This window comes from Nocardia macrotermitis (assembly GCF_009604405.1).
In the GTDB taxonomy this organism is placed as follows: Bacteria; Actinomycetota; Actinomycetes; order Mycobacteriales; family Mycobacteriaceae; genus Nocardia; species Nocardia macrotermitis.
This window is the reverse complement of record NZ_WEGK01000018.1, coordinates 145,933-157,521: the sequence shown is the minus strand read 5'-3', so window position 1 is coordinate 157,521 and position 11,589 is coordinate 145,933. Positions and strand designations below refer to the sequence as shown.

General features: G+C 65.5%; 12 protein-coding genes and 1 pseudogene. 5 read left to right on the top strand and 8 right to left on the bottom strand.

From position 1 onward, the window contains the following. Nucleotides 1–140: 140 nt before the first annotated feature. On the top strand, nucleotides 141–557 hold the full coding sequence (locus NRB20_RS31760; protein WP_153415078.1) for a PPOX class F420-dependent oxidoreductase: 417 nt from the start codon (nucleotides 141–143) through the stop codon (nucleotides 555–557). 274 nt (nucleotides 558–831) lie between these two features. On the opposite strand, the gene NRB20_RS31755 is transcribed toward NRB20_RS31760, so the two are convergent. Then, nucleotides 832–1,449: a DedA family protein gene (locus NRB20_RS31755; RefSeq protein WP_194290081.1), complete on the bottom strand. Its 618-nt coding sequence runs from the start codon at nucleotides 1,447–1,449 to the stop codon at nucleotides 832–834. Between the two features lie 186 nt (nucleotides 1,450–1,635). Here NRB20_RS31755 and NRB20_RS31750 point away from each other — a divergent pair, with 186 nt between their 5' ends. Further along, the gene (locus NRB20_RS31750; protein WP_153415076.1) at nucleotides 1,636–2,055 is read left to right on the top strand and encodes a hypothetical protein; all 420 of its coding nucleotides are present in this window, start codon (nucleotides 1,636–1,638) and stop codon (nucleotides 2,053–2,055) included. 31 nt (nucleotides 2,056–2,086) lie between these two features. Here NRB20_RS31750 and NRB20_RS31745 read toward each other — a convergent pair whose 3' ends face one another. Next, nucleotides 2,087–2,872, bottom strand: a complete 786-nt coding sequence (locus tag NRB20_RS31745) for a TetR/AcrR family transcriptional regulator (RefSeq protein WP_153415075.1) — start codon at nucleotides 2,870–2,872, stop codon at nucleotides 2,087–2,089. Between the two features lie 117 nt (nucleotides 2,873–2,989). Here NRB20_RS31745 and NRB20_RS31740 point away from each other — a divergent pair, with 117 nt between their 5' ends. Continuing rightward, nucleotides 2,990–3,649 (top strand): hypothetical protein, encoded by a 660-nt coding sequence (locus tag NRB20_RS31740; protein ID WP_153415074.1) that lies wholly within the window; start codon nucleotides 2,990–2,992, stop codon nucleotides 3,647–3,649. A 149-nt stretch (nucleotides 3,650–3,798) separates the two neighbouring features. On the opposite strand, the pseudogene NRB20_RS31735 reads toward NRB20_RS31740, so the two are convergent. From NRB20_RS31735 to NRB20_RS31710, 6 genes and pseudogenes are all read right to left on the bottom strand, one after another. Then, nucleotides 3,799–4,047: pseudogene (locus NRB20_RS31735) on the bottom strand (hypothetical protein); the annotation flags it as partial. Nucleotides 4,048–4,062: 15 nt separating this feature from the next. After that, complete coding sequence (locus NRB20_RS31730) at nucleotides 4,063–4,656, bottom strand: nucleotidyl transferase AbiEii/AbiGii toxin family protein (RefSeq protein ID WP_153415073.1); 594 nt, start codon at nucleotides 4,654–4,656, stop codon at nucleotides 4,063–4,065. Further along, nucleotides 4,653–4,859, bottom strand: a complete 207-nt coding sequence (locus NRB20_RS31725) for a hypothetical protein (protein ID WP_153415072.1) — start codon at nucleotides 4,857–4,859, stop codon at nucleotides 4,653–4,655. The genes NRB20_RS31730 and NRB20_RS31725 overlap by 4 nt, the downstream gene beginning before the upstream one ends. Before the next feature lie 95 nt (nucleotides 4,860–4,954). Continuing rightward, entirely contained in the window at nucleotides 4,955–5,968 is a 1,014-nt protein-coding gene (gene ilvC / locus NRB20_RS31720) for a ketol-acid reductoisomerase (RefSeq protein WP_319945650.1), read from the bottom strand. A 221-nt stretch (nucleotides 5,969–6,189) separates the two neighbouring features. After that, complete coding sequence (gene ilvN, locus NRB20_RS31715; RefSeq protein ID WP_153415071.1) at nucleotides 6,190–6,693, bottom strand: acetolactate synthase small subunit; 504 nt, start codon at nucleotides 6,691–6,693, stop codon at nucleotides 6,190–6,192. Beyond that, nucleotides 6,694–8,619 carry an acetolactate synthase large subunit gene (locus NRB20_RS31710; RefSeq protein WP_319945649.1) on the bottom strand — a complete coding sequence of 642 codons (1,926 nt, stop codon included), beginning with the start codon at nucleotides 8,617–8,619 and terminating at the stop codon, nucleotides 6,694–6,696. Nucleotides 8,620–8,977: 358 nt separating this feature from the next. On the opposite strand from NRB20_RS31710, the gene NRB20_RS31705 reads away from it, so the two are divergent. Then, nucleotides 8,978–9,466 carry a PH domain-containing protein gene (locus NRB20_RS31705; RefSeq protein ID WP_319945648.1) on the top strand — a complete coding sequence of 163 codons (489 nt, stop codon included), beginning with the start codon at nucleotides 8,978–8,980 and terminating at the stop codon, nucleotides 9,464–9,466. A 274-nt stretch (nucleotides 9,467–9,740) separates the two neighbouring features. Continuing rightward, the gene (gene ilvD / locus NRB20_RS31700; RefSeq protein WP_153415070.1) at nucleotides 9,741–11,582 is read left to right on the top strand and encodes a dihydroxy-acid dehydratase; all 1,842 of its coding nucleotides are present in this window, start codon (nucleotides 9,741–9,743) and stop codon (nucleotides 11,580–11,582) included. The last annotated feature ends 7 nt before the right edge of the window (nucleotides 11,583–11,589 follow it).

Below are 11,589 nucleotides of genomic sequence, written 5' to 3'. Positions count from 1 at the left end.
ACTGACTCACCGAAAGGGTGCTCCTGCAACTGCCATATTCGAACCTAGACAACTCGAATTATCGCAGGTCAGAGCACCCTTTCCTCATACCGACACACGGTGTCGGAATTCCGGTGAATGCGCGAGGCTAGTGTCGATCCATGACCTTCACCGACATCGAACGCGCCTACCTCAACACCCAGAACCTCGGCCGCCTGGCAACCGTAACCCCAGGTGGCAAGCCCCTGATCGCCCCCGTCGGCTTCCGGTTGAACGATGACGGAACCATCGATATCGGCGGACCCAACCCGGAGTCTCAGCGGTATCGGAACGTCGGGAAAAATCCGAATGTCACGTTCGCTGTGGACGATATGACTCCGGATGAGCCGGGAGCGGTCAAGCCGGGGTGGGGGCGGGGAGTGATCATTCGGGGAGTGGCCGAGGTGCTGACCGTGGAGACGCCGCCGGTGGCGCCGGAGTGGTTCTCCAACAAGATCATTCGGATTCGTCCGGTTCGGATCCACAGCTGGCATATCGATCCGGACAACCCGGACGGGGAGGTTCGGGTTGTCGGGTAGGGGTTGTCCCTGAGGGGGCTCATACCTGCGGGGGATTCTCACCCGGAAGTCGGCGCAGGGCGGTGACGGACGGGGATGTCTGCGCGAGACTGTAAGTAGGGCAATGAGATTGGGGAGCGAATCTTGTTGGCCGGTGGGATCATCGCAACCCTACTTGCGGTTCACCACCATCATCCGTGATGACAGCGATCCGAACCGCCGGGATGGTTCGGGAGCGGCTGTTTCCGGGTGCGATGGCCCGGCACCACATGGATGCCGGGCCATTGATGTTCGGTCAGGGCTGGTCGGTGGGAGTGCGGTGATGGCGTCGCCATTTCCAGTAGACGACGGCGAGAACGATCAGCGCGACGATGACCATGGCCGCCCAGGAATCTACTCGTTGCAGGATCGCGGTGAAGGACTGGCCGATCGCGTAGCCGGCCATCACCATCGCGCTGCCCCAGATGATCGCGCCGATCGTGCTGGTGAGCAGGAAACGCGTGTATCGCATCGAGGATATGCCGACCAGTTGCGGCAGCATGGTTCGGAAGAAGGTGCTGAAACGGCCGAAGATCACTGCCCAGCTGCCGTGACGTTCGAAGTATCGGCCCGAACGGTCCAACCGCTCGCGATGCCGTTCGAATACCGCCCAGCGCAGGATTCGCGCGCCGAAGATCCTGCCGGTGCCGAATCCGATGCTCGCGCCGACGATTGCGGCGACGACCACGAGGACCAGGGTGGTCGGCAGATCCAGCCGACCGCGGTTCGCGGCGACGCCGGCCAGCACCGCGGCGGTGTCACCAGGCACCAGCAGGCCGAACACCATGGCCTCCTCCGCGCACACCAGAAGCGCCACAACCAGATACGTCCACACCGGTTGAAGGCTCAGTACGCGCTGAACCAGCGAGTCCATGCCATCGACGCTAGCCACTGCGGTGAGCGATTTCAGGCGAGATGGTCGCGGGCTGTCCGAACCGATATCGACAGCGCAGCGCGATCGACGGCTAGATTCCGAATGGAACAAATCGAACGTTCGTCGCGACATACTTCACGTACAGATCGACCCGAACACGAATCGACCCCCGAAGGAGCCGAACGGATGAAATTCGGTCGCATCGCCGCTGGTATCGCACTCGCCGCCGCCGCTCTCACCACAGTCCCGGCCGTCGCGTCTGCCGACGACCCGGAATTCCCGCGCAACGGCGTGATCCCGCCCGGCACGTATCACATCATCAGACACCCCTCCAACGTCGTCGGCTCCCCGGTGGAGAACTGCGACCTGCAGGTGTTCGTGGACCGTATCGTCGTCGTGCTGGTCTGTGGGCAGTCGTCGGTGACCGGACGCCAACGCCCGGTCGCGGCCGACGAAACCTATGTCACGTTCGACGGCAGGCCGTTCGGCCTGGATCTACAGGACATCGACCCGCGGTTCGGACATTGGATCGGCGTACCGAATATCGCGGGCACCCAGTTGAAGGCACCGTATCCGCTGGCGGGAGTCACCCTGAACCGCCGCTGATCCAGCAGCAGTCCACTGCCTCCGCGGCGGCTCAATCCTTCCGCGGAGGCGGTCGACTGTGGGCGGTCGTTTCACCGCCTTCGAGCACTCCCGCGATGCCGTCGAGGATAAGTTCCAGGCCGAAGGTGAAGTCCTCGTCGGCGGTGTCGGGTGGGGGGACCGATTCGAACAGGCCCGCGGCGAGGAGTTCAGCGACGTCCGGGAAGCGGTTCGGGTCGACCAGTTGGGTCAGTTCGCGGCTGTAGATTCGCAGGGCACGGGACTCGTCGAGGTCGGCCTCGCGGCGGGCGGTGTCGAGCTGGTTCGCCATCAGGAAGCCTTGGCGCACATAGCCGCTCAGGACTGTGATGACGCCGATCTTGGCGCCCCAGTCGGCATCGGTCGTGCGCAGGGCGCGCAGGCCCGCGTCCATCCAGCCGACGGCGTTCGGACCGCGCGGGGGGCCGCTGATCGGGATCTGCACGAGCCACGGGTGACGTTCGAAGACGGCGAATTGGTTTCGCGCCCAACGGCGTAGGGCCGGACGCCAGGGTTCGTCGTCGGGAATCGGTTCGAGGGGCGGACCGAAAGCGGCGTCGGACATCAGGGCGATCAGTTCGTCCTTGGAGCCGATGTGGCGATATAACGACATCGGCGTCACGCCGAGTGCGGCAGCGATTTTCGGCAGGGTCGCGCCGGACAGGCCGGTGCGATCGGCCAGGTCGATCGCGGTGCGGACCACCGTGTCCACGTCCAACTCGGCGGGCCGACCCAGGCGGGTGCCGAGCGGCAGCCGCCACAGACGGGCCAGATCGTCGGGGATCCGTCGCTCAGCCATGATCCGAACATCCTTCCACAGAGGCTTGCACGAACCATAAGTATATGACTTATAGTTTATAATATATACTTAGTGTCTATACGCACCGGCACATCACCGAACGAACAGCGAGACCGCATGAACACCAACGTCATTCGCCGTATCACCGGAGCTACCGCACTGCTGGGAGCGGTGTGCCAGCTCATCGAACTGCCGCTGTACTTCGTCTACTCCGGTGCCCCGCCGGACTCGAACATCCTGACCCGGTCGCTGTTCGGCCTGGTCGGGCTGACGTTCTACGTGGTCTTCATGACCGGCATCAGCCACCTGGTGAGCGAACTCGGCCCGCAATACCGCTGGCTCGGCACGTTGACCAGCACCGCGGGCCTGATGTGGCTGGCGGTCGCCTTCGTGGGCATGGGTCTCGAAGTGGGCGCGGTCATCCAGTCACCCGTCGACATCGACCCGACGATCACCGTCAGCGGCACCTACATCCTCTACGGCACCATCTCGAAACTGCTGATGGGCCTGTTCCTGTTCGCCTTCGCCACCTCCGTACGCCTCACCCGCATCCTCCCGACATGGACCGCATGGTCGGCATACGTTCTGGCACTGGTGAATTGGGCATTCATACCGTCGATGTTCTTCGGCAACACCCCGGCCCACTTCTACGCCGCCAACGGCTGGGGCACCACCGCAACCACCGGCGGCATACTGATGCTGTGGTTGCTCGCCGTCGGCGTCACTCTGCTGCGGCAGCCCTCCCCCGCCAACTCCACACAACCGCAACCAGCCTGAGGGGAAGGCACCCGGCATCCGGCTCGGGCGCGCCGAACCCCTCGATCCGCTGGCAAATCGCCGCACAGAAGTCCGGCGCGTAGCACCGCCCCGAAACGCACTGCGGCCCGGCACCTTCGGAGTGCCGGGCCTCAGGTGAAGCGAAAAACTTACGCGGTCTCGGTGATCGGCCGATCCACCCAGCTCATCAACCCACGCAGCTTGGCGCCCGTGACCTCGATCGGGTGCTCGGCATTCGCCTTACGCAGCCCCTCGAGCTCCTTGTTGCCGCCCTCGACGTTCGCGACCAGACGCTTGACGAAGGTGCCGTCCTGGATGTCCTTCAGGATCGCACGCATACGCTCCCGTCGATAATGCGCGAACCGAGGCCTCGGGCTCTGATCCGCGGCACCCGGACCGCCACAACCGACGTCTCAGGCAGATTGTCGCTCGATGAGTGCGTCCAAATCCGCTTCCAGATTTCGACCCCGCTGATACCCACGTTCGGTAATCAACCGTACCGCTTTCCTCGCCTCACGAATATCACTTGCAGATGCTGCCGACAGCAGAGCTTGCAGATCAGCGAGATCCTGTGGCCGTGTGGCATCATCACGGGCCAGCAATTTCAGCGCGATAAGGTGTCCAGTCATCGCCACCGGGAGACTCAAGCCAGGGATGATTTCCAGTTCCTCGGCCATGGCGGCGATTTCCGGCTCGATGCCAGAACTGGCAAACAAAAGATCTATGAGGATCGGCACTCCATCGAAGGCACGGCGCAGACGGATCGTTGCCAACCGACCGTTGTCGTGCTCCACGGATGCGTACATGGCATAGCCCGCTTCGAACAGCATGCGTACCAACGACTCTGCAGCAGCGTCGTCGGCGACCGCAACTGCCAAATCGATATCGTGGGTGAAACGCGGAGTCGATCTAGCAGATACCGCAAACCCGCCCACGAGCCCCCACCCATAACCAAGCTTGTTGATATCGGTGGTGGCTCGGCGCAGCGCTGCTTCGAGCGGATTCATGCAAATCGCAGCGAAGGCCGGCCTACCGAATCGCCCAGCGGTGCGCCCGGCCGCGACAGCAGCCATGCACTTACTTTCTCGGCGATCTCCGAATCGGAGGCATCAGGAAATGATCGGCGCATGCGAGTCCGATACATCTCGATGCCGAATTCGGACATCTCCAAAGCAAGCTTCAGGCGCTGAGCCGGGGTTCCATCCGTCACGTCTTCAGGTTACCGGGTCAGAGCCTCGGGTGCTCCGAACGCACTGCGGCCCGGCACCTTCGGAAATGTGCCGGGCCGCAGCCGATGCGAAAAACTTACGCGGTTTCGGTGATCGGCCGATCCACCCAGCTCATCAGCCCACGCAGCTTGGCGCCCGTGACCTCGATCGGGTGCTCGGCATTCGCCTTACGCAGCCCCTCGAGCTCCTTGTTGCCGCCCTCGACGTTGGCGACCAAGCGCTTGACGAAGGTGCCGTCCTGGATGTCCTTCAGGATCGCGCGCATGCGCTCCTTGGTGCTCGCGTCGATGACGCGCGGGCCCGAGAGGTAGCCACCGAACTCGGCGGTGTCGGAGACCGAGTAGTTCATGCGGGCGATGCCGCCCTCGTACATGAGGTCGACGATCAGCTTCAGCTCGTGCAGCACCTCGAAGTAGGCCATCTCCGGCGCGTAACCGGCCTCGACCATGACCTCGAAACCGGTCTTGACCAGTTCCTCGGTGCCACCGCACAGCACGGCCTGCTCACCGAACAGGTCGGTCTCGGTCTCCTCCTTGAAGGTGGTCTTGATGACGCCCGCACGCGCGCCACCGATGCCCTTCGCGTAGGACAGCGCCAGCGCCTGGCCCTGACCGGTCGGGTCCTGGTCGATCGCGATCAGGCAGGGCACGCCCTTGCCGTCGACGAACTGGCGACGCACCAGGTGGCCGGGGCCCTTGGGGGCGACCATGCCGACGGTGACGTTGCCCGGAGCCTTGATCAGGCCGAAGTGGATGTTCAGGCCGTGGCCGAAGAACAGCGCGTCGCCGTCCTTCAGGTGCGGCTCGATGTCGTTGGTGAAGATCGACGCCTGGGCGGTGTCGGGGGCGAGCAGCATGATCACGTCGGCCCACTCGGAAACCTCGGCGGGGGTGCCGACCGTCAGCCCGGCCTCCTCGGCCTTGACCCGCGACTTCGAGCCCTCCTTCAGGCCGATGCGGACCTCGACGCCGGAATCGCGCAGGCTCAGCGAGTGCGCGTGCCCCTGCGAGCCATAGCCGATGACGGCGACCTTGCGTCCCTGGATGATCGACAGGTCGGCGTCGTCGTCGTAGAACAGCTCGATAGCCACTGTTGGTATCCCTTCGCGGATGATCCCCGAGCGGGCCGGGGAATGGTTCGGTATGCGCGCCCAACGAGGCGCATTCGGTTCAATGCATCAATTTCGATCGGACCCCGCGGCGGCGGGGGAAAGCAGTTGCGCCGACCTATCGACAGACGACAACCCTAGTCCTCGGGACGCCGCCGCAGTGCAGCGCCCGTCCCCTACCACCGCGTACGAGGCCCGGGAGATCACCGGGTCGCGGTGATCGATTTGGGCCCGCGGCCCACCGCCACCACGCCGGACTGCACGATCTCGCGGATGCCGTACGGTTCCAGCATCCGCAGCAGTGCGTCGAGTTTGGACCGGGTACCGGTCGCCTCGATGGTGAGCGCGTCGGGCGAGACGTCGATCACCTTGGCGCGGAACAGATTCACCGATTCGATGACCTGGGTGCGCACACTCGCGTCGGCGCGCACCTTCACCAGGATCAGCTCGCGCGCGACCGAGTTGTCGGCGTCCTGCTCGACGATCTTGATCACGTTCACCAGCTTGTTGAGCTGCTTGGTGACCTGCTCGAGCGGCAGATCCTCCACGGTGACGACGATCGTCATCCGCGAGATGTCCGGCAGCTCGGTCCCGCCGACCGCGAGGGATTCGATATTGAATCCACGCCGGGAGAACAGGCTCGCCACCCGGGCCAGCACGCCGGGCTTGTCCTCCACCAGCACGCTCAAGGTGTGGGTGGTGCTCATCTAGTCGTTCTCCTTGTCGTGCGCCATCGCCTGGTGGATCACCGAGGGCTCGGCGGCCGCTTCGTCGTCGTCGAACAGCGGGCGGATGCCGCGGGCTGCCATGATCTCGTCGTTGGAGGTGCCGGCGGCGACCATCGGCCACACCTGCGCGTCCTTGCCGACGATGAAATCGATCACCACGGGACGGTCGTTGATGGACTGCGCCTCGCGGATCGCGGCCTCCACATCCTCCTCCTTCTCCACGCGAATTCCGTGGCAGCCCAACGCTTCCGCGAGCTTGACGAAGTCGGGGATGCGCAGGGTGTGGGTGCCCAGATCGGTGTTGGAGTAGCGCTGCTCGTAGAACAGCGTCTGCCACTGCCGGACCATACCGAGGTTGCCGTTGTTGATCAGCGCGACCTTGATCGGCACTCCCTCCACCGCGCAGGTGGCGAGCTCCTGATTGGTCATCTGGAAGCAGCCGTCACCGTCGACCGCCCACACCTCTTTGTCCGGCGCGCCCATCTTCGCGCCCATGGCCGCCGGCACGGCGTATCCCATGGTGCCGAGGCCACCGGAATTGAGCCAGGTGCGCGGCTTCTCGTACTTGATGAACTGCGCGGCCCACATCTGATGCTGGCCGACACCGGCGCAGTAGATCGCGTCGGGTCCGGCGAGCTGGCCGAGCTTCTCGATGACGAACTCCGGGGACAGCGAACCGTCCGAGGGCTGGTTCCAGCCCAGCGGGTAGCTGCGGCGGATGCCGTCGAGGTAGCTCCACCACTCCGAAAGTTCCAGCAGCGCCGCGTCTTTCGTGGTCGAGTTGGCGGGATCGGCCTTGAGGGTCTCGATCAGTTCGGCGATCACCTCGCGGCAGTCGCCGACGATCGGCACGTCGGCGTGCCGGTTCTTGCCGATCTCGGCGGGGTCGATGTCGGCGTGAATCACCTTGGCGTTCGGGGCGAACGAGTCCAGCTGCCCGGTGACGCGGTCGTCGAAACGCGCGCCCAGGGTGATCAGCAGATCCGACTTCTGAAGTGCCGCAACGGCTCCCACAGTGCCGTGCATACCGGGCATACCCATGTTGAGGGTGTGGCTGTCCGGGAACGCGCCGCGCGCCATCAGCGTCGTGACGACCGGGATGCCGGTCAGCTCGGCCAGTTCCAGCAGTTCCGCGGACGCCTCGGCCTTGATCACACCGCCGCCGACGTACAGCACCGGAGCCTTCGAGTCCAGGATCATCCGGGCGGCCTCGCGCACCTGCTTACCGTGCGGTTTCGTCACCGGACGGTAGCCGGGCAGCCGCATCTCCGGCGGCCAGCTGAACAGCGTCTGCGCCTGCAACACGTCCTTGGGGATGTCGACCAGCACCGCGCCCGGACGTCCCGTCGCGGCCAGGTGGAACGCCTCGGCGATCATGCGCGGGATGTCGAGCGGGTCGTTGACCAGGAAGTTGTGCTTGGTGACCGGCATGGTGATACCGGAGATGTCCGCCTCCTGGAAGGCGTCGGTGCCGATCAGGCTCCGGCCGACCTGACCGGTGATCGCGACCAGCGGCACCGAGTCCATCTGCGCGTCGGCGATCGGGGTCACCAGGTTGGTCGCGCCCGGACCGGAGGTGGCCATGCACACACCGACCTTGCCGGTGGCCTGCGCGTATCCGGTCGCGGCGTGACCCGCGCCCTGCTCGTGCCGAACCAGCACGTGCCGAACCTTGGTGGAATCGAACAGCGGATCGTAGACCGGGAGTACCGCACCGCCCGGAATGCCGAAGACCGTGTCGACGCCGAGCTCCTCGAGGGAGCGGACGACCGACTGCGCGCCGGTGACCCGCTCGGGCGGGACCTGGCGGCGGTTCGGTGCGGCAGTAGTCGCGGATGCCGGCTGATTGGCCGAGGGCGCGGGCCTGCGGGCCGAGGGCCCGGGGCGTGCGGTAGGTGCGCTCACCGTCTTGATCCTTTACTGCTTGTTCTTACCTAGCGGAACTGGCCTGAACACAAAAAAGCCCCCGACAGCCGATGGCTGATCGAGGGTGGCGCGTCGCAGCTACGAGCTGAGGTAATCAGTCTCAGCGCTGGACGCGCCGGCCGATTACGAGAAGCTCGATTCGATTCACGCGCTCGACGGTATGTGTGCGTGCGGCGTTGAGTCAAATTCCCTGACATGGGTGTCCCATCATGTGAGACAGGGCGGTATCTGTGTCCGATCGCCGTGATGCGAGGATGTGGGTGTGTCCTCGTCGCATCAGTCCGTGCCACCTGCTCGATCGTCCCACACCGCCGACCGCCCGACCGATACGGGTCGGGTGATCAGGAACCCGCGCCTCGGCCATCTCGCGGTGTTCGTACTGCTGCTCTGCGTGGCATTCGCGTTCTTCGGCTGGCCGCAGGTGCTGTGGATTCTGTTCGTGATTCCGATCGCGGTATCGATCTGGATCGAGCGGACCCGCACGAAGGTCACCGAGTCCGGGCTGGATCTGCGGACGTTCTTCGGATCGCGGCATATCGACTGGTCACAGGTGCAAGGCGTGAGCATTCCGAAGCGTGGATATGTGCGGGCGCACCTGTCCGACGGCGAGGAGGTGCCACTGCCCGCGGTCGGGTACGACCGGTTGCGAATCCTGATCGAGGCGTCGGGTGGGCGGATTCCGGATCCGTTCGCGGCGGCGGCGGAGGCCGAGGCGAAGGCACGCGCCGAGGCTGCGGCGGCGAAGGACGAGGCCGACTCCGAAGAGACCAAGATCACCGACGAAACCGAGGTCACCGCAGAGTCCGGCGTCAAGAACGGCGACTGATCCCGCCACGATCTCACCCGGGCCGGTTCACTCACGCCGCCGATCGCGTCCCGACTCCTGCCGGGAATTTCGCCCTGTCCCCTGCCGGGAATATTGCCCGCCACGTACGCGCTGAACTTCTGCACGGCCGATCGCGGCACACCGCACCGCGCACCCGCCGAGTCGCCCACCGGCGCAGAACCTCCTCCTCACTCGGGAGTACCGTAAAAGGGCCGTCCAGGCAGTCACCAGTCGCCGTACAGCCCCCGCGACGAGATTCGAGGACCCGACACCTATGCCACCGCTTCGTTCACGTACCACCACGGCCGGACGCAACGCCGCAGGCGCACGCGCGCTGTGGCGGGCCACCGGCCTGACCGACTCCGACTTCGGTAAGCCGATCGTCGCCATCGCGAACTCGTACACCCAGTTCGTCCCCGGCCACGTGCATCTGAAGGACGTCGGCGAGATCGTGGCGGACGCCGTGCGGGCCGCGGGCGGCGTACCGCGCGAATTCCACACCATCGCCGTGGACGACGGCATCGCGATGGGCCACGGCGGCATGCTCTACTCGCTGCCCAGCCGCGAGATCATCGCCGACTCGGTGGAGTACATGGTCAACGCGCACACCGCCGACGCGCTGGTGTGCATCTCCAACTGCGACAAGATCACTCCCGGCATGCTCAATGCCGCGATGCGCCTGAACATTCCGGTGGTGTTCGTCTCCGGCGGCCCGATGGAGGCCGGTAAGGCCGTGGTCGTCGGCGGTGTCGCGCAGGCGCCGACCGATCTGATCACCGCCATATCCGCGAGCGCCTCGACCACCGTGGACGAGGAGGGCCTGTCCGAGGTCGAGCGCAGCGCGTGTCCGACCTGCGGTTCCTGTTCGGGCATGTTCACCGCCAACTCGATGAACTGCCTGACCGAGGCGCTGGGCCTGGCGCTGCCGGGCAACGGTTCCACCCTCGCCACCCACGCCGCGCGCCGCGCGCTGTTCGAGCGGGCCGGGACCACCATCGTCGAGGCCGCCAACCGCTGGTACCGCGACGACGACGCCTCGGTGCTGCCGCGAAACATCGCCAACGCCAAGGCTTTCCGCAACGCGATGGCGTTGGACGTCGCGATGGGCGGTTCCACCAACACCGTGCTGCACACCCTGGCCGCGGCGCAGGAGGGTGAGATCGACTTCGATCTGGACACCATCGATGAGATCTCGCGCCGGGTGCCGTGTCTGTCGAAAGTCTCCCCCAACTCCGATTACCACATGGAGGACGTGCACCGGGCCGGTGGCATCCCCGCCATCCTGGGCGAGCTGCGTCGGGCGAATCTGCTGGAGACCGACGTCTCCACCGTGCACACCCGCGACTTCGACGAGTGGCTGGACACCTGGGACATCCGCTCGGGCAAGGCCTCCGACGAGGCGCTGGAACTGTTCCACGCCGCGCCCGGCGGGGTCCGCACGACCGTGCCGTTCTCCACCGAGAACCGCTGGTCCTCGCTCGATACCGACGCCGAGGGCGGCTGCATCCGCGATCTCGCGCACGCCTACACCGTCGAGGGCGGGTTGTGCGTGCTCAAGGGTAATATCGCCCCCGACGGTGCGATCCTCAAGACCGCGGGTATCGATGAGGACCTGTTCACCTTCGAGGGTCCGGCCGTGGTGCTGGAGTCGCAGGAGGACGCGGTGTCGGCGATCCTCGGCAAGAAGATCCAGCCGGGCGATGTCGTGGTGATCCGGTACGAGGGTCCCGCGGGCGGGCCGGGTATGCAGGAGATGCTGCATCCGACCTCGTTCCTGAAGGGCCTGGGCCTGGGCAAGGTCTGCGCGCTGATCACCGACGGGCGTTTCTCCGGCGGTACCTCGGGGCTGTCCATCGGGCACATCTCGCCCGAGGCGGCCAGCGGCGGCACCATCGGCCTGATCGAGGACGGCGACCGGATCCGCATCGACGTGCACACCCGTGCCCTCGAATTGCAGGTCTCCGACGAGGTTCTCGCCGAGCGTCGCGCGAAAATGGATGCGCGGGAACGGCCTTGGCAGCCGGTCGCCCGTGATCGTCCGATCACCACCGCGTTGCGGGTGTATGCGGCGATGGCGACGTCGGCCGACAAGGGTGCTGTGCGTCGCGTTCCGTAACGGACTG